Source organism: Lentimonas sp. CC4 (assembly GCF_902728235.1).
Classification (GTDB): domain Bacteria; phylum Verrucomicrobiota; class Verrucomicrobiia; order Opitutales; family Coraliomargaritaceae; genus Lentimonas.
This window is the reverse complement of record NZ_CACVBO010000001.1, coordinates 3,640,259-3,658,716: the sequence shown is the minus strand read 5'-3', so window position 1 is coordinate 3,658,716 and position 18,458 is coordinate 3,640,259. Positions and strand designations below refer to the sequence as shown.

Genomic DNA, 18,458 nt, shown 5'->3' with positions numbered 1-18,458 from the left:
AGAGTGTCATCGTATGCTAAGGGATAGGCAAATGAAGCGAATCGTTCTCTATTGCCTGTCTCTGGTATCGCTTGTTGCCTGTGCTAACATGCCGAAGCTGACGTCAGTTGAAACGGCACCTGATCTATCCGAACGCGATTATACTTTCGGTTATTGGCTGAATGGGGTGCGTAAGAACCTGGATGATTCGTCACCAGCGATACTTTGCTTGGAAACTGGATACTATGGCTTCGCCATTGACCTGGAGAATCTATCGGAGCCGCAATTTGGGATGTTCAGCGATCCGCTGAGCTATACCGAAGCACTTGCGGTCGGTTCTGAACGTATTCTCGGTTTAACAACGGGAAAACTGCGGGTTTCGATTGAGTTAGAGGGCGTTCGCTACGAAGCAGTCGCTTGCGAGAAAGGGCCAGGGATCGATCCGAATTATTTGGAAGATGCTCGTCAATGGGAGCCAGACAAGCTCGTGCAGAAATACGAAGCGCGCTTGTGGGAATCGGGTCGTATCGCTCAGCATTACGATCTACTTCGATTGCATTTTCAGGATACGGATGGGCGCACATTGCAATGCAAAGGTTCTCTCAATATTGTGACTTGGCCGGAGTCGTTAACGTTCACCGCAACCTTAGCGCCAGTTGAGGAGCAAGTGTGGAAGCAGGCAAAGCTGAGTATTCAATTCGAAGGTGACGGTCAGCCTGTGCAGACTGCCGAGTATATATCTTCTAATCTGCGAGCTGAGAAACCACAGTCGGTCACCCTTAATCTGAATTTTGGCCAGCCGCCGGTTTCGGTTGCCGGTGCTTCGTTAACGCTGACTTCGGGCGAGGATCAACCGTTCGCGGTAAGCTTTGATGAGGCGACGAATGGTTATGTTGCCGAAGTTCGGGATTTACAACGAAGCTGGAAGACTGGCTACACTGATATACGTGACTACGATGAGTTCGAAATCGTCATCGAGCATACGGATGAAAACGTTGTGAAGGTGCCTTTTCTGTTGGATTTATATGGCGTTGCAAACGTCACGGGGCTCTGTCCGATCCTTTGCGATTTGAACGGTGTGCCGACTGGCATTCCCGTGCAAATTAGTAAGAACTGGCACGAAGCATCTTTGGGTAACTATCTGCGTGCATATACATTGTTGCCGGCGACACCTGGAACTTCGCGCTACAAGTTACGTATCGCTTATGGATTTTATGGCACGCTGCCCTCGGCTAGCCACTCGCAGCTTTCTTTAGTGGGTTACGGGGGGAATGGACGTTGGGATCAGATGTCAATCGGCTGTTGGGGGGAAACACTCTGCCTCGATATGGACATGAGCTGTGTGGACATTCCCATTACTGATGTGCGTATGTTGATGGCGCGTGATGGGCTCAAGGGACGCAAGTGGAACTGGACGGATGCATCCTGGGGCGGGGACTGGCTGCATGTCGAAGATGCGAACGGGCAGAAACACTATTTTTCCGAAATGAAAACCGCTTATCTCGCACAGGGGCCTTGTCTGACAGATGTGCGTTACGATGGTAGTTACGGCAAGGATCGCGTCGCCGATGTTGCGGTGAAGGCGAGCACGCTCCGCACCGATGATTATGCACGAACCTTTTTCGACATAGAGTATGTTTTCAATCAAACGTTGAGTGCTGAAGCTGGGTGGCTCTTCAAAATGGGGCGCTCTGCCCGGGCCGTTGCCCCGCAGATCGCTTATGGCAACGCAGACGGACTGATTGCAAGCAAAACGGTGCCCGCAGATTTAAGTGTGGGTGACTTGTTTGTGGATCACCTGACCCTGACTGGCGAAGGGCCGTGGTGGATCGGTTTCCCGGGTGGCTATCCAATACGTGATCAAAAGTGGGGGACAGGTAGCCGCGCGTTGATCATCCGATCTTATGAAGCCACTTTCGGAGGCAAAACTGACGAGGCGCCTACAGTCTCTATGCCGGTGCTGTTGATCCGCGAAGACGGGCAAGTGAATCTCGATTTACTCGTGCACGCGCCAACTGGCGTTACGGAGTATCGGCAAGGCGATACAGTGAAGATGGATTTGGAGTGGATGACTTTTCCACGCCATGCGGATGATTATTACGGGCCGAACCATGCCTTCCGTGAGCACCTGACGGACTATCCAGAATCGTGGCAAACTATTTACCGGGAAGTTGTTGGGAATGACCTTAATGTCGAAGTTGTGGGCGGCACTCTTATCAAAAACTATCCGATTCTCATACACGCGGAAGAGTCCGAAATCGCCGTGCAGATCCATGGTGGTCGCGGAATCGTGCCCATTCGCTTTGAAGGTTTATCTAGCGCGACTGGCTACACGCTTTATCAACTCGTCGATGGCGAGGAGGTGCCACTGGATCAATCTGTTCACGGCAATGACTTTTGGCAGGCGGACTACGATGCTAAAACACAGAGCTATCGGTTGACCTATAATTTGCCGATCGACGGGCTGGAGATTTCGCATTGGTTGCTAAAGTAAAGGCGCTGGAGTGGACATTGAGCGCTTGTGAAAATACTTGAGAAATTAGCCTAAGCTGACAACTTCACGCTTATGCATTCATTCCTCAAATCGATCGCCTATACTTCACTCGCTTGTTTTATGTGCTTCAGTGCATCTGCTGACGAACATGGCCACGAGCACGAAGATACGCCTCTCGCTGAAGAGATGTCAGCGATGGGCAAGCCCTTCAAGATGCTCTCTCGCACATTTAAGAAAACGCCAGACCCAGCGAAGAACGCTGAATATGTCGCATGGGCGGAAACGTTCCTCAAGCACACGAAGCTCTCTGCTCAATACACCCCAGCACTTGTTGAGAAGTTAGAGCCTGCGGAACAAAAGAAAATGGAAGCCGCTTACCAAGTTGCGATCAAGGAAAGTGTTAAGACTGCTGAGCAGTTGGTCGTAGCCCTTAAGGCTGAAGATTATGCCACCGCTAAAAAGCTGCTGGCTGACCTTAACTCCCAAAAGAAAAAGGGGCACAGTAAGTTTCAGGAAGACGAAGACTAGTGACGTTCGGCAAACTGCCATTGCATATTAATTGCAGCACCAAAGGTGTGTCCTATGCAAGCCTAGGGCAACGCCCTAGGGTTTGAATCAACCGACTTCCTGAGCCCTGAAAGGCTGACCTAATTCAGCCAGAGCCTCGCCTATCGAATAGAACGCCCTTTCAGGACTCGATTTGTTTGGGGTTGAATTCCTAGGGCGTTGCCCTGGGCTGATATAGCTTGCCCCTTTTCGGGCGATAAATAGCGCAAATTGCAAATATGGCTATCTATTGCTTGAACTTGATCCGCTGCGTGCTGACTGCCGTGTTTGAGAGGTCGCGGATCTCTGCGGTGACCGTGATTGGATGGCGCTTCCAGTCGATTGTCAAGATGCCGAACCCTAGCCCTGTATAGACTTCGCCGACGCGGTGCTTGTTGGGTTCGCCTTTGAAGGTTTCCCAGGAGTGCGTCAGTCCGCTTGATGTGATGTCCATCAAGGGATAGGGCGCGTCCTCTTCTTGTAGCACTGAAATTTCGTGAATGTGGCGATCGCCGCTGATGCAGATCACGCCAGGAATGGATTCCTCGCGGATGAGCTGGAGCAACCATGCGCGGTCGGGGAAATGCCCCCAGCGTTCGTAGTTGTGCTCTTCGGAGATGATTTGAGTGCCGCTGACCAGAATGTTGATTTGAGCGGTGCTGGTGCGCAGCGTGTCGGCTAGCCAGTTGCGTTGAGCCTCGCCCAGTAGATCGCGGTGCTCGGCTTTGCGCTTTGTTGCGAAGTAGCGGTTGTCCAATAGAATGACTTTGACGCGCTTGCCTTCCTGACCGAAATCGTAGTCGCCATAGATGCCTTCGCGCTGGCGGCGCGGGTCGTCGGTTGGCACATCCATGAAGTCGAGTGCGAGCCCTTGAGTGACGGTTTTGATAGGGTAAGTGGAATATGCGTCGTTCCATCCGTAGTCATGATCGTCCCAAGTGCCGACGATGGGGAACTGCTTACGAAAGGCGGCGTAGTTGGGCTGGTTGAGCTGCTCTTGGTATTTGGCTTCGATCACCGCGGCGTCTTTGGAGTCGCCGTAAATATTGTCGCCGCCCCAGATCCAGAGGTAGGGCTGGTTCTCGGCGATGACGGGCCAGAGTGGTTGTGGCAGGAATTGGCGGTTGCAGGAGCCAAATGCGATGATTTCCAGTGGCGTGTCGAAATCAGTGGGGTGGTAGGCGCTTGTCAGTGGGCTGAGTGCGAGAGAGAGCCAGGTGGCGATCGAGAGTTGGCGAAACAGTGACATGACGGTGTTTTATGGTGGGGCGCTGATGGCTGCAAGTGGATATGATTCGACTCTAAGCGTGCTTCCAGCCGCTTTCATTGCGGGCAAGTGACAGGATGCCGCTTCTACTTGTCAGTCGTGAGTGTCCTGCAGGCTTCATGATTGAGAGACGGAGTTTACGTTTTTAGAATGTTTTATAATCCGTAAGTGTTGAGATTGTGGGGCTTTGTGCTACTCATTTAACTGTAGGCACGCCTCTTTCTACGACTCTTCTCGTTCCTACAAATAACTAGAACACCAAAACTAATAAATATGAAAACATTATCTATATTAAGCGCATTTGCACTCATCGCTCTTGGTCTCTTTGCACTGACTGGTTGTGAGGACAACAATCTGGAGGACGCAGCCGATGAAATCGGTGATGCGATGGAAAAGGGAGTTGATAACGTGAAAGATGCTGGCGAGGACGCCGCAGATGCCATTAAGGACGCCACGAACTAAGTCTTAATTACACAAATATTGATACAAAGCGCACCTCAACATTGCTTGAGGTGCGCTTTTTGTATCGTTGTGCGTGATGTTGTCTGAGCGTTTGCAGGGCTAGACGAGAAGGAAGATTGACAAGGGCAGGACAGTTGCCGTCAATCGGCGGTTTATGAGCGAAGAAAAGCCAGTTATCCTTACATGCGCGCAACCGACCGGTGTCCTGACACTAGGTAACTATCTTGGGGCGGTTAAAAATTGGGCGACTATGCTCGACGACAATACCTGTTATTTCGGTGTGGTCGATATGCACGCGATTACGGTCAAATATACGCCTGCTGAGTTGCGTAAGAATACGCTGTCCTGTGTGGCGCAATACATTGCTTGTGGGCTCGATCCTGAGCGATCGAATATTTTCATTCAGTCGCATGTCATCGGGCATACTGAATTGGCATGGTTGTTGAGCTGCATCGCGCCGATCGGTGACTTGCAGCGCATGACACAGTTTAAAGAAAAAGCCGCCAAGCTTGGCTATAAAGTGGATCAAGGCGAAGGCGGCGAGGGAGTGAAGATCGCCAATGAAGGCACCCGTCAAGGGGCGTCGCTCAATGCTGGCTTGCTGATGTATCCGGTTCTGATGGCTGCGGATATCTTACTGTATAATGCAGATGCAGTGCCTGTCGGTAATGACCAGAAGCAACACCTGGAGATTTGCCGTGATCTGGCGCATCGTTTTAACACCACGTATTCGGAAACCTTTACGATCCCCGAGCCGTTCATTGCGAAGACCGGTGCGCGCATTATGTCGCTGCAAGATCCAGAGCGTAAGATGTCGAAGAGTGATGATAATCAGAACGCGACGCTCTACATCTTGGATAAACCAGATGTGTTGCGTAAGAAGATCATGAGCTCGGTCACCGATTCGGGCAACGAGATCGTCGCGCGCGATGATAAGCCAGGTGTGACCAACCTTTTGCAGATTCATACTGCGATCAGCGGCCGTTCGACGGCAGACCTCGAAGCTCATTTTGTTGGCAAGGGCTATGGCGATCTTAAAAAGGAAGTGGCCGATGTGGTCATTGCCGCCTTGGAGCCAGTGCAAGCTCGCTACGAGGAACTGATTAAAGATAAGAAATACCTAGAGTCAGTGTTAAAGGCAGGTGCGGGCGAGGCGCAGAAGCGCGCATACAAGACGCTGGGTAAGGTGTATCGCAAGTCAGGCTTTGTGGAGCGTCCTCGCTAGAGGCTAGTTGTTTTTTCGGGAGTGCCGCTCTGTGCGACCTATCGAATCATACCTCAGTGACCGTGAATGCTTGAAAAGAGGGTTGATCGTGGCGCTAGAGTCGCTTTGATCGCTGTCTAAACTCACCAACGCTCCCGCATGCAATCGGACGACGAAGCCCCACTTACACTTTCTAAATGGCCCTTTTATTTAGGGGACATCCTTCTTGTCCTTACTGCGTTGGCGATTGCCATTCTTGGTAAGTGGCAACTCACGAATATGCAGGTCGTTTCCTGTGTGTTGGCCGTGGCTTTGGGCGCAGCGATATTTGTGCTGCCGTATGTGGTCGAATATTTGATGCGCGTGCGGGAGGTGTCTGATGACCGTGAGTCTGAGCTTCGAATGCTGCGCGGGCACTTACAACAGGCTGAGTCTGCGTTGATGCAATACCACGAGCGCCTCAAAGAGTTGGAGTCTGGTTCCGGTTCGGTGGATCAACGTTGCGAGCTTTTGGCGTCTGCGGTGGACCAGAAGTTACTGGTCGAGGCAGAGCGTGTCGCGGAGTTATCACAGCAACTCGCTGCGATCAGTTCCTTTAAGACTGAACAGGCAGAGGCATTGGCCGCGGTGAAATCTCAGATCGACGGGCTTCGTGAAAAGGCGCAAGGATCTGAAGCTCCGAGCGAAGCGGTTGTTGCGTTACAAGCCGAGCTGGTTGCATTGGAGACGCGCTTGACTCAGTCGGCCGAGTCGTTGTCTGCCATAGAGTCTTTTAAAGTCGAGCAAGCTGAAGTCTTGGCTGCAGTTAAAGAGCAGGTCGAAGCACTGAATGCCAAGGCGCAGAACTCTGATGCTCCGAGTGAGGCGGTTGCCGCGCTGCAAGCAGAGTTCGCGGCATTGGAGGCGCGTCTGACTGAGTCGGTTGAGCCATTGTCCGCGTTCGAATCACGTTTGTCAGCGGTTGAAGGGGGTGACTCCGCACCTGTCCCAGAGGAAGAGCGTCCTACGCGTTCGCCGCGTCAGCGTCGGTTGAAGTCGGATTCGGGATTGTTGCATCGTGCGATTCAAGTGAAACAGGACTCGGCGTCATCGGCTGTGAGCCGTATTATTGATTCTAAAAGTAAGTTGGTGGAGCCTGAGCAGGACGCAGCGCTCTTGTCTGAGCCTGAAGCAGAAGCGGAGGAAGCGATCGTTGAAGTGCCAGTCGTTAAAGAGGAGCCAGCAATGGTGGCTGCGCCAGAGTTGGTGGTGGAGCTTGATCCCGAGGAGGATGCCGATGGGTTCGATAGCTTGCCTGATAATATTGAAGTGTCTCTCGGTGCGGATTTGATTGAAGATGATGAGTTGTTGGAGGCTGACGCGCTCGAGGCTGAGCAGGCTTCGAAGCTGGAGGTTTCTAAGGAAGAATCCGAAGAGTCACCAATTGTTGAGGATGAAGTGGTCGTCGAAGTCGAGCCCCCCGAAACGGCATCGAAAGAGCCGGAAGTGGAAGAAACAGTCGCGCCTGAGCTAGTTCCAGAGCCAGTGGCCGATCCTGCACCTGAGGCTAAGGCGAGCGATTTATTCGGAGAGGTGGCGCCGGCAACCGCTCGTCGTGCGCGCACGAAGGCTGACGATGCGATTTTTAGCGTGAGTATTTTGATTGGAATTGGAAATAAGCCGTTCCTGCGTGGTAGTGGCGGAGGCCTTTCCTGGGAGTCCGGTGTTGCGATGGAGTTTGAAGAGATTGGTAAGTGGCGTTGGGTCGCACCAGCCGACATGGAGGCGCCCATTGAGCTGCAAGTATTCCGCAATGACGAAGATGGAGACCGCAAGGGGCGCTATACTTTGAAGCCTGGGCAGAAGTTGGAAGTGTCACCTGTGTTTTAGTTTGCCGCTGCGTTCGCTAAATCTTGGATTGTTGATTTAGTCTTCATTTTTTAAGCGTTTCTAGCGGTCTTCTGTATGAGTGAATCCAAATCTTCCATGCCTATTTCTTTTGAATCGCTTGTCGGTTTTGCGCCCGATGCAGTCGTGGTTCATGATTTGGACAATCAAGTGCTTTATTGGAACCAAGCGGCAGAGGTGCTCTACGGTTGGTCTATGGAAGAGATGGTTGGGCGTCCGGTGGCTCGTATCTTTTATTTAGATAAGGCGGCGCGTGAGGATGCGATCGAAGTCTTACATGATCAAGGTGCTTGGACAGGAGAGCTACGCCAACTCAATCGCAATGGAGATGAGTCTATTATACAGTCTCGGCAGCAGATCTTTCGGGACGAGTCTGGTGAACCGGTTGCTGTTGTTTGTTTTAATACCAATGTGACTGAGCTGAAAAAGAAGCAAGATGCCGAGGCGCGTGCGCACCATGTCCGCTCGTCCAATCTTTTAGCGGGTGGGCTCGGGCATGAGCTCAATAACGCACTCGCGCCTATTATGCTTTCGGCTGCGATGTTGAAGCGTTCCTTAGAAGATGAGAAATCGCGTAATATGGTTTCTATGATCGAGAAGTGCGCGAATAAGGGAGCCGCTCTGGTCGGTGACTTGTTGTCATTTGAGCGTGGTAAGGGCGGTGGCAATGCTGTGATTCGCAAGTCACAGGTGGAGCGTTCGTTAAAGCGCATCGGGGAGGAAATCATTCCGCCAGCAGTTAGTTTGCAGGTCGATGTGGTCGAAGACCTTTGGGAATGTCGTGGTGAAATGGTTGAAATCGCGGAGATCTTTGAGCATGCAATGAAGAATGCCAGCGAAGCGATGCCCGAGGGCGGAACATTGAAGGTCAGCGTCGGTAACCGTTTGTTTGATGAAAATTTTGAAAACCTCGCACCTGAAGCGAAAGCGGGTGCGTATGTGAGCTTTGTCTTTGAGGACAATGGGCGCGGAATCGATGATAGCATCATTGCGCGTGTGGCAGAGCCGTTCTTTACGACTAAAGAGCCGAAGCAAGGGTTTGGCTTTGGTTTGTCGAGCTCTCAAGCGATTATCAAGGGACATAAAGGATTTATGGTGCTGGAGAGTGATCGGGGGCGTGGCACGGCCTTGAGTATTTTCCTTCCAGCGCATATGTCTGAGGAGCAAACCTCTGGCTCCCTGCCTCCTTTTGTCGCGAGCCAGGAGGGTAAGGGAAAGCAGGTGCTTGTTGCGGATGATGAATTTTTTATTCGTGAGACGATCAAAAAGACCCTCGGAGATCGCGGCTATAATGTGATCACGGCTCAAGATGGCACTGAGGCCTTGGCGATTTATGCGAGCAGAATCAATGATATCGACATGGTCGTTACTAATGTCGAGATGCCCTTTATGGATGGGCCGTCACTGTGCCGTGCCTTGTTGAAACTGAATCCTGAAGCGAAGATTCTCGTTTCGAGTGGGCATAAGCAGCGTGAGAAGGTTCAGGAAATTAAATCCTGTGGCGTCGAGGATTTCTTATCAAAGCCCTACACTGCCGATGATTTGGCGGATCGTGTGCACGCGATACTTGCTGGAGGGTAGTAATTAGATACTGTTACATATCAAGAATTGTGAGTCCTGATTGTGCGAAAATCTGCGTAGGTGTGCTGCTTGCGGCACCCGCGAGGGTAGGAAACGTTGCAGAACTTCGTGGCTTTACGGCCTTTGCGCGGTCTTTGCGAGCAAAGCCCCTACGACAGGAACGTCAAATAGCTTAAATGCACTTTTCACAAATTGAGTGTATTCGTAATCCTCACTCCTAGATCTGGGATAACTGGGAACGGCTGCTTTAGCTGCCGACGTTGTATGGTATTCGCACGCTCGGCGGGCAGCTAAAGCAGCCTATCCCAGTTAAGTCACTACATGCGTTCCAGCGGCTTGATTCCGAGAAGTTCTAGGCCTGTCTTCAATACCGTGCGGGTGCGTGCGCAGAGTAATAGGCGGCGGGCTCTGATGGCGTCGTCGTCGACCAAGACTTTGTCGGCGGCGTTGAAGCTGCTGTAAGCGCTCGCGAGTTCATACAAATACGTGCAGAGGAAGTGTGGGCGTAGGTCGTTGAGCGTGAGCTCCAATGCGGTCACAAAGCCCATGATCTTGCGCGCTAGTGCGATTTCAGTGTCGGTTTCTAGCTGCGATGCACCCTCAATCGGCGCATCGGGATCGACGCCGACTTTGCGGAAGATACTGTTGATACGCGCAACTGCGTAGAGCATGTAAGGGGCCGTGTTGCCTTCGAAGCTTAGCAGGCGATCCCAGCTAAAGACGTAGTCTTGTGTGCGGTTGCTGGAAAGGTCGGCGTATTTCATTGCGCCGATGCCGACGGATTCCGCAATTTCACGGCGCTCAGCTTCGTCGAGGTCAGGGTTCTTTTCTGTCACCACATCGAATGCGCGGCTACGTGCCTCGTCGAGTAGTTCCTGGAGTTTGATCGACTCGCCGGACTTGGTTTTGAAAGGTTTCTTGTCGGATCCAAGAATGGTGCCCCAGAAAACGTGGCTCATTTCTGGAAGGGCATAGCCCTTCGCCTTGAACCATTTCTCGGTAGTCAGGAAGAGTTGCTGGAAGTGGTCCTGCTGGCGTGCATCGGTGAGATAGATGATCTCATCGGCTTTGAATGCTTCGAGGCGATAGAGCACGGTCGCTAAATCGGTGGACGCGTAGTTGCTCGCGCCGTCTTTTTTGCGGATGTTGAACGGGAAGGGGCGTTCGTTGTCGCGGGCGAATTTCTTTACCTCATCGTGCCAGACGACGAGTGCGCCATCGCTCTCTTCGGCGAGGCCGACTTCGGTGAGTTCGTCATAGATGCGCTCGACTTTGTCGCGGTAGAAGGACTCGCCGAGGGTGATGTCGATCTCGACGCCCATTTGCACGAATAGCTTATCAAAGGCGACTTTGGAGATCTCGACGATTTGCTCCCAAATTGCGGTGTTCTCGGCATCGCCGTTTTGCAGGAGCACGAGCTCGTTGCGGGAGATGTCGCGCAGTTCGGGTTGTTCCACTTCGAGCGCGCTGCCGTCTTTATAGAGTTGGTCGAGTGCTACGAGCGCATTGTCACCGAGCTGTGTCAGGTCGATGCCGTCACGCTTGATCTTCATGATCAGCGTGCCGAAGTTGGTGCCCCAGTCGCCGATATGGTTGTCGCGTGTGAGGTCGGCGCCGCAGAAATCGAGTAGGCGGGCGATGGCTTGGCCGATCACCATTGGGCGCAGGTGGCCGATGTGTGCCTGTTTCGCGGTATTGGCGCTTGGGTAGTCGATGATGACTTTGCGGCCATCTTTGAGCTCTCTTGCGCCGCTTTGGTAGTCTTCTTTTGTGGAGAACGCGAGTTGCCACTGCCAGATGAACTCAGGCGTGAGCGTGAAATTGATGAAGCCTGGGCCTGCGATGTCGAGCGTGACCAGCGATGAGTCAAACTCACCGGACGCTTCGGCTGCTGCGATCAGGCGAGTCGCGAGTTCGCGGGGGTTGACCTTGTTGCGCTTGGCAAAGGCGAGCACGCCATTGGCCTGATAGTCGCCGAAACGAGGATCTGCTGGGCGCACGCCGGGCACGAACTCAGGGCCGAAGCCCTCTGTCTGAGCTGCGATAGTCGATAGCGCACTTTCGATTGCTTTAGATGGATTAAACCAAACTTTCATGAGGGCAGAGCAAAAACCTGAGTGCGTGGCGTCAAGCTCAGCTTTCCGAACTTGAAGACTTTATCGGGGGCTAATGATAGTTTCGACTGATATGCTATAGGGTGATATTTCGGTAAGCCCGTTATTTAAGCTCGACAACACGCCCTGTAATAGCCTAATACATAAATGTTTATGCCTTCTCGATAGGCAAAATTATCGGCATCAGCAATTTTATTGAATGAGAAAGAAAATTATTAGCGCTCGTAAGTTCATCAAGCCTTCCTTCACCCATTTGGTTGAAAAGAAGCGTGACGGTGGCGAATTCTCCGACGAGGAGATTCGTTATATCGTCGATTCTATTTTGGATGATAAACTCCCCGAATTTCAACAATCAGCTCTCGCGATGGCGGTATTTTTCCAGGGCATGTCTGCTCAGGAAACTGCTGTGTTTGCCGAAGAAATGATGCTTTCGGGCGAGGTAATCGACCTGACTGGTATCTCCCGTCCAAAGATTGATAAGTATTCAACAGGTGGTGTCGGTGATAAGACAACACTCGTTCTCGGCCCGCTTGCAGCTGCGTGTGGCGTCGTCATGCCGACTATGAATGGTGTGGATGAGGAGCATGTGATCAGCAATCTTGATAAGCTTTCTTCGATCCCTGGCTTTAACCCGATCCTTGATTTGGAGGGCTTCGAAGCTCAGTTGAAGACTGTTGGCTGCACATTCATCAAGCAGGATCCTGAAATTTCTCCAGTAGACGCAAAGTTCTACCGATTGCGTCAAATGACTGGCACAATCCCGAGCTTACCACTGATTACTGGTTCTGTGCTTAGCCGTAAGTTGGCTGAAGGTGCTGAAGGTCTTGTGATCGACGTAAAATGGGGCAACGGCTCTTTCATCAAAGACGTCGAGCAAGCGAAGCAATTGGCTCGCTCCATCACACGTGTCGGTCGCTCAATGAAGCGCCGTTGTGTCGCTCTTGTGACTGACATGAATCAACCACTGGGTGATACAGTCGGCACAGGACTTGAGATCAAAGAAGCGATTCAGCTACTCAAGGGCGAAGGTCCAGAAGACCTTCAAGAGTTGGTGCTTAAGCTCGGTATGGAAATCGTGCGCCTCGCAGGTGTTGCGGGTTCGACATTGTCTGCAAAACAGACGGTGCAGCGTCACCTCAAGGATGGGTCTGCTCTTCAGAAGTTTAAGGATATGATCGAAGCACAGGGTGGTGACATCTCCGTGATCGATGATGTCGAAAAGTTCCCAACCGCGAAGCATGTTCGTAAGTTGCCAGCTCCTAAGCGTGGCTACGTTCACACGATCAACGCAGGTCTGATCGCAGAAGGCGTCCAGAAGCTCGCGATGAAGAAGAACGGCAAATACGATCCAGCTGTCGGTGTTTCTGAAATCAAGAAGGTCGGCACGCAGGTCAAGCAAGGCGAGCCACTCATGATGATTCACTACAACGACGAAGCGAAGATGGAAGAAGCACTTGAATACCTCAAGACCGCTTACCGCCTCGCTCCGAAGCGTCCAAATCCACCGGAACTGATTGTCGAGCGCGTCGCGTAAGAGAGTCCGTCACATTTAACAAAAGCCCCCGTCGTCATGACGGGGGCTTTTTTGTGTGTGGCTGGTTGCGAGGGTGTGGTAGTGGCTACTTCTTATTTCGCACTAGGGTTGAGCTCGCCGTGGCGCCTTTGCCATTCGGTGAGCATGGTTTGGAATTGCTCGGGATGGCTGCGGCTGAGGTCGTTGCTCTCGATACGATCGTTGCTGAGATCGTAGAGGAATTGAGTGTCGACGAGTTTCCATTTGCCGATGATCAGGGCGCTTTTGCCATTTTTGAAATATTGATAGTAGTAGGGTTGCTGCGGAGGATTCTTCCCGACGAAGGCAGGCGTAAAGCTAATACTGGGGTCGCTGTCGAGTAGCGCTTGGCCTTTGTATTCGGAGGGGAGTGTGACGCCCGCGAGTTCGCGAAAGGTGGCGTGAAAGTCGCGCACGTGGCCGCGTTGTCGATTGAAGCTGCCAGGCACTTGGATACCGTTCGGCCAGTGGGCGATCATGGGGGCAGCGATGCCGCCTTCGTTCTGGTTCTGTTTATATAAGCGAAAGGGCGTGTTACAGGCATTGGCCCATTCTGGGGTATAGCAATAGTAAGAGCGTGCATCCCAGGGCATGTAGTTGTTTGCGAGCGTGGATTCACGGGTGCGGTCAAAGGGGCATGCGCCGTTGTCGCTAACGAATAGAATGAGTGTGTTCTCGAATATGTTCTCGGTTTTTAGGGTCTCAACGAGGCGGCCGACTTGTTGATCCACGATGTCAATCATCGCAGCATAGGTGGCCATGCGTAGGTCCATGTGGTCTTGTTGAGCCGGGCTCAAGTTGTCCCATTTTCGGTTCTTTGGTTCGGGCTGAGAGAGTCTGCTGTTCGTGGAAACGATCCCCAAGGCTTGCATGCGTTGAAAGCGCGCTTCACGTAGTTGATCCCAACCAGTGAGGTAACGGCCGCGGTATTTCATGACGTCTTTCTCTGGCGCTTGGAGTGGATAGTGGGGGGCGTTGTAAGCGACGTAGAGGAAGAAGGGTTTTTCGGAGTCGCGCTGTTCGACGAATTGAATGGCGTAGTTGGTGAAGGCGTCGGTGCTGTAGAAGTCGTCGGGCATTTGGTAGGGCGCTTCATCCAGAAAGTAGGAGTAGCCGCCTCGCGTGCCTTCGCCGTTGAAGAAATTCGTCGCGCCTTCGTGAAAGCCGAAGTAGCGCTCGAAGCCGCGTTGCATTGGTTGGTCGAGGATGTGCCATTTGCCGACCATGAAGCTTTGGTAGCCGCCGAGGGCGAGTGTCTCTGGGAGTGTCATCACACGCTGGCCGTTGCCCTTTTGTCGCACTACGGTGTGGTATTGCCCAGTCATCAGCGCGGTGCGAGTGGTCTCACATTTCGCGTTGTTGGTGAAATTGGTAAAGCGAATGCCGTCGGCCGCGAGGCGGTCGAGATTCGGCGTCTCGATCTCGCTGCCGAAGCATCCGAGGTCGGAGTAGCCCATGTCATCGACTAGAATCAGCACAATGTTCGGGCGGGGCGCGGCATGACTGACGCTCAGTAGGGCTGCGAAGAGAATGAGGACTTTTGTGATGTGGGGCATGTGTCGGGGGGGGCGCTAGGGTGGTTTCTATAGCTTACGACTTCGATTTAGTGATAGGCACGTATAATATTCAATTTTAAGAATGTCACAAACAGTAACGATCCGGGCACAAAAAAAGAGGAAGGCTCGCGTGGAACCTTCCTCTCTTGGTTTGAAATATGAACTGCAGTGCCTACCAGCGGTAGTTGGCGGTTACGCCGAATTGCTGCGGATCCGCGGGATCCTCGTAGCGTGTATCGCCATTGCCATTATCAAAGTAGAATACGCGTTTTTCGTATGATTCGTCAAAGAGGTTGCGTCCCCAAACGGTCAGTGTCCAGTTGTTGTAGCGGTAGCCCACTGCACCATTGAATTGAGCGAAAGAACTGCGTTGCTCATTATGGTTGTTAGATTCGTAGTATTCGTCGCTGCCGACGACCTCTAGGTTTGCGAAGAATCCATTGTCCGCGACATAGTCGATCCGTGCATTAAATGTGTAATGCGGTGCGTTGGCGAGGTCACGAGAGCTATCCTCATCTTCGGCTTCAAGGAAGCCCAGTCCTGCATTGGCAGTCCAGTTCTTGCTGATGAACCATGTGGCTTCTGCTTCTAGGCCGTAGTGTTCTGCGCTGTCGCCGTTCACTGTAGTATAAGCATACCAGCTCCCTGACCCTACCGAATCTCTATATTGTGGGTCTTCGCGGTATAGGTAGAACGCCGTGGCTTGTGTGACTACCTTGCCATCGAACCATTTACTGCGCACCCCAGCTTCGTAGTTCCAGAGTGTTTCGTCGTCGTAAGTGAGATCCGTGGAGGCGGTGTAGTTGGGAGAGCTTGCTCCGCCTGCTTTGTAGCCACGGGCGATGCTCGTAAAGAGCATGTGCTCCTTCGTTAGGTCATGTTCTAGTGTGATTTTTCCGCCGAAGAGCGTGTCGGATACATCATCCTTGTCGTTGAAGGCGCTGCCATAAAAGTCACCATCTGCTTTAACATCTACATCGTAGTATTCCATGCGAAGGCCAAGTATCAGACGAGTCTTTTCGCTAAAGTCGTGAGCTATCTGACCAAATGTGGCATAGGACTCTGAATCGTAGTCGACATCCCATGTAGCGCCAGATTCGACGATCGATTTTGTGGATTCGTCTAAGTTATTATAGTAGAGTCCAACAGTCCAACGATCAATCCAACCCAGTGCGTCCTGTTGCTCTGAGGAATCGAAGCGAAACTCTTGGCTGAATACATCACGATCACGGTCTAGTTTTAGGAAATCGGTGTAGAAACCAGGTGAGCCCCAGTCGCCATCATAGCTGTTCGTGGCGTCAGTGTCAGTATAGCTAGTGATTGTGGTGACATCCACTGAGCTTAAGCCTGTCCATGTGCCGCGTAGGCTTGTGGCAAAGGATTCTTGTTCGTCGCGGCCTGGTTGGTCGGAATAAGTGTCGAACTCCGTGTTATCGAGCGACCATTCGTCGTAGCCGTTGTCGGTGTCGGCGTAGAAGGCGGTTGCATCCCATTGCCAGTCTTCGTTGGCGAGCCAGCGAAGTTTTAGACGAGTGTTGAATTCGTCACGTTCGTTGGTGTCGTCCTTGCCTAGATATTTATTGTGGCGGAAACCATCTTGATTCAGCTGATAGGCTGAGAGTCGGAAGGTGAGTTTTTCCGGATCGCTCTCGATGACTGGGCCGCCGACGGCGACGCCGCCAGCGACGAGGCTATCTTCGCCAACAGTGCCTTCGACTTGTCCAGTCCAATAAGGAGTGGGCTCGTTGGTGACGATCTTGATGACACCACCTGCGGCATTTACCCCGAAAGCGCCGGCTTGTGGGCCACGTAGGACTTCGACTTGTTGCACGTCGAATAGGTTGCCGACTGATCCTAGGCCAGTGAAGTCGAGATCATCGACCATAAAGCGAACGGAAGAGTCCGGAGTTTCGCCTTCGAATTGAGAGTTTTCACCAATGCCGCGGATTTGGATATACTGAGGACGTGATGAACCTGCAGTCCATGTGACGTTGGGCAGGCTGTTGATAATGTCGCCAAAGTGCTGTGCACCGCTGCTTGCAATCTGTTCGCTGTCGATGACGCTGACACTGGCAGTGGTCTGCTGTAGGTCAGACTCCCACAGGCTGCCGGTGACGACGGTGGTGGCGAGTTGCTCGGATGCTTGCTCGATGCTCTCTGGAGCGTCCGCGGCGGTTTGCGCATGTAGGCCGGCCGTAAAAGCGGCGAATGCGAGTGCTATTGGTATGTGTTTCATTTGGATTTCAATCAGTCGTTGTTTGAAATCCGGCCTCTGGCGGCGGAAGGTGGGATCACGGAAAGTTGCGACCCCTTCCTTTTCCTACGCCGGTGTCAACCGGATCAGGTTCGAAGGGATCATTTCTGTGCTGCTGCAAGGAAACGTCTCAGACCCATGCTAGGTCACCCCTAAGGAAGGCGCACAGAAAAGTCGCATGCTGGAGGCCTTGTCAACTCATAATAAGTGGTTAAAAGGCCAGATAACCAATCAGGGCTAGCACCATGATGAGTAAAATAATGGATAGACTGACCTGCTCTTGTTGAGTCAAACGCATGTAAGTAGATGATTGTATTGCTGAATCGACGACAAGGTTTGAATTCCCCCGCGTATGTGGTTTAGTGCGCGCATGGAATGTGTCACTCGAATCCCTTTCGCCCTGATGTTGTGTGCTATGTGGTTTGCTGGTTGTGCGAGTTTTGAAACGACGAATTATTCGGGGGATTTCGTGCGCCCAATGGATGTATCTTCGCTCGAAACCTTTAGTTACCGCCATACACTCATTTCGGGCATGGTTGTCCGCAACAGCTCTCAGGAGCTTGTGATGAAAGAGCTATCGAGGCAGGTGCTGATCCAGGAGCTGGCTACGCGTGGCTATGAGTCGGTGAATGAGGGGGGCGATTTTTATGTAGTCTCAAAATGGCGTAAGGAGATTAATGCCAGTGCCGCTGAAGTGGTTCGGTTTTCTTTGATCGTTGAGCTGTTTGAGGGCGCGACTAATAAGGTTTTTTGGTCTGCGGAATTACCTTATATTTTTAATGCAATGCAGTGGTCGGAGCAGCGCGTGGATCAGACTTTGAGATTGGCGATCCAGGATTTTCCGGCACGTTTGGAAATCAGCTCGCAACTTCCAAATGTCGAGTAGTATGGTGCGTAGAGTCACTGCAGTATATTTGCTTATGAAACATATCCGTCGATTCTCTTTTGTTATTATGCTGAACGCTTTAATCTTTAGTGGGTGTGGCACTTTTGAGCAGACTCGTTCTGCGGGGGATTTCGTGCGCTCGACTAACTTCTCGCCGCTGGATACTTTTAGTTATCGAGAGACGATACTCTCTGGCATGGCCTTAAGGGAGGATCAGGATCAGGGGCTTCTTGAGATATCAGGGCGGGTGTTGTCGGATGAGTTAACTGCGCGTGGATTTGAGGCAATGGAATCGGATGCCGATTTTTATGTGTTGGCAAGGTGGGACAAGGCGATCAGTAGCTATGGAGGGATCTTTGATTCTGTGGATGGGCCGAGTGCGACGATGGCTCGGAGCAGTTATAATGCATCCAAGGCGGCTGTGCGTTTTACGCTGACTGTGGAACTTTATGAGACGGGCACCAATGACCTATTTTGGCGTGCAGAGCTACCTAATGTTTTTGATGCAATCCAATATACGGATGAGCGTGTGGAGCTGTCCTTAGTGCGTGCGATTCAAAATTTCCCGCAGCGTATAGAGAAAGATCCGAATCTGCCGAATATCGAGTAAGACCGTTTTGAAGAAACTTCGATCTCGTCTATAATTTTCATTGGATTTGGGTAGCTACCCCGCTTC

At 52.0% G+C, this 18,458-nt stretch carries 13 protein-coding genes and 1 riboswitch; of the genes, 9 read left to right on the top strand and 4 right to left on the bottom strand.

Annotated features, from left to right (window positions below):
• Nucleotides 1-31 precede the first annotated feature (31 nt).
• Both GZZ87_RS15670 and GZZ87_RS15665 read left to right on the top strand, forming a co-directional pair.
• Nucleotides 32-2,473 (top strand): hypothetical protein, encoded by a 2,442-nt coding sequence (locus GZZ87_RS15670; RefSeq protein WP_162024519.1) that lies wholly within the window; start codon nucleotides 32-34, stop codon nucleotides 2,471-2,473.
• Between the two features lie 72 nt (nucleotides 2,474-2,545).
• Nucleotides 2,546-3,001: a cytochrome b562 gene (locus GZZ87_RS15665; RefSeq protein WP_162024518.1), complete on the top strand. Its 456-nt coding sequence runs from the start codon at nucleotides 2,546-2,548 to the stop codon at nucleotides 2,999-3,001.
• Nucleotides 3,002-3,266: 265 nt separating this feature from the next.
• Here the strand turns inward: GZZ87_RS15665 and GZZ87_RS15660 are convergent, their stop codons facing one another.
• Nucleotides 3,267-4,268 (bottom strand): alkaline phosphatase D family protein, encoded by a 1,002-nt coding sequence (locus GZZ87_RS15660; RefSeq protein ID WP_162024517.1) that lies wholly within the window; start codon nucleotides 4,266-4,268, stop codon nucleotides 3,267-3,269.
• A 291-nt stretch (nucleotides 4,269-4,559) separates the two neighbouring features.
• On the opposite strand from GZZ87_RS15660, the gene GZZ87_RS15655 reads away from it, so the two are divergent.
• From GZZ87_RS15655 to GZZ87_RS15640, 4 genes are all read left to right on the top strand, one after another.
• Nucleotides 4,560-4,748 carry a hypothetical protein gene (locus GZZ87_RS15655; RefSeq protein ID WP_162024516.1) on the top strand — a complete coding sequence of 63 codons (189 nt, stop codon included), beginning with the start codon at nucleotides 4,560-4,562 and terminating at the stop codon, nucleotides 4,746-4,748.
• Between the two features lie 154 nt (nucleotides 4,749-4,902).
• Nucleotides 4,903-5,973: a tryptophan--tRNA ligase gene (gene trpS / locus GZZ87_RS15650; protein ID WP_162024515.1), complete on the top strand. Its 1,071-nt coding sequence runs from the start codon at nucleotides 4,903-4,905 to the stop codon at nucleotides 5,971-5,973.
• A gap of 138 nt (nucleotides 5,974-6,111) precedes the next feature.
• Nucleotides 6,112-7,821 (top strand): hypothetical protein, encoded by a 1,710-nt coding sequence (locus GZZ87_RS15645; RefSeq protein WP_162024514.1) that lies wholly within the window; start codon nucleotides 6,112-6,114, stop codon nucleotides 7,819-7,821.
• 96 nt (nucleotides 7,822-7,917) lie between these two features.
• Nucleotides 7,918-9,420 carry a PAS domain-containing hybrid sensor histidine kinase/response regulator gene (locus GZZ87_RS15640; protein WP_162024513.1) on the top strand — a complete coding sequence of 501 codons (1,503 nt, stop codon included), beginning with the start codon at nucleotides 7,918-7,920 and terminating at the stop codon, nucleotides 9,418-9,420.
• 317 nt (nucleotides 9,421-9,737) lie between these two features.
• On the opposite strand, the gene argS is transcribed toward GZZ87_RS15640, so the two are convergent.
• Nucleotides 9,738-11,516 (bottom strand): arginine--tRNA ligase, encoded by a 1,779-nt coding sequence (argS, locus tag GZZ87_RS15635; protein ID WP_162024512.1) that lies wholly within the window; start codon nucleotides 11,514-11,516, stop codon nucleotides 9,738-9,740.
• A 217-nt stretch (nucleotides 11,517-11,733) separates the two neighbouring features.
• Here argS and GZZ87_RS15630 point away from each other — a divergent pair, with 217 nt between their 5' ends.
• Nucleotides 11,734-13,068: a thymidine phosphorylase gene (locus tag GZZ87_RS15630; protein ID WP_162024511.1), complete on the top strand. Its 1,335-nt coding sequence runs from the start codon at nucleotides 11,734-11,736 to the stop codon at nucleotides 13,066-13,068.
• A gap of 92 nt (nucleotides 13,069-13,160) precedes the next feature.
• Here GZZ87_RS15630 and GZZ87_RS15625 read toward each other — a convergent pair whose 3' ends face one another.
• Together GZZ87_RS15625 and GZZ87_RS15620 are read right to left on the bottom strand one after the other, a co-directional pair.
• A complete protein-coding gene (locus tag GZZ87_RS15625) occupies nucleotides 13,161-14,642 on the bottom strand; it encodes an arylsulfatase (protein WP_162024510.1) in 1,482 nt (493 codons plus the stop codon).
• A gap of 172 nt (nucleotides 14,643-14,814) precedes the next feature.
• Nucleotides 14,815-16,878, bottom strand: a complete 2,064-nt coding sequence (locus tag GZZ87_RS15620) for a TonB-dependent receptor (RefSeq protein ID WP_162024509.1) — start codon at nucleotides 16,876-16,878, stop codon at nucleotides 14,815-14,817.
• 64 nt (nucleotides 16,879-16,942) lie between these two features.
• Nucleotides 16,943-17,060: riboswitch (TPP riboswitch) on the bottom strand.
• 251 nt (nucleotides 17,061-17,311) lie between these two features.
• Here GZZ87_RS15620 and GZZ87_RS15615 point away from each other — a divergent pair.
• On the top strand, nucleotides 17,312-17,782 hold the full coding sequence (locus GZZ87_RS15615) for a DUF4136 domain-containing protein (RefSeq protein WP_162024508.1): 471 nt from the start codon (nucleotides 17,312-17,314) through the stop codon (nucleotides 17,780-17,782).
• Nucleotides 17,783-17,849: 67 nt separating this feature from the next.
• Nucleotides 17,850-18,392 (top strand): DUF4136 domain-containing protein, encoded by a 543-nt coding sequence (locus GZZ87_RS15610; protein WP_162024507.1) that lies wholly within the window; start codon nucleotides 17,850-17,852, stop codon nucleotides 18,390-18,392.
• The last annotated feature ends 66 nt before the right edge of the window (nucleotides 18,393-18,458 follow it).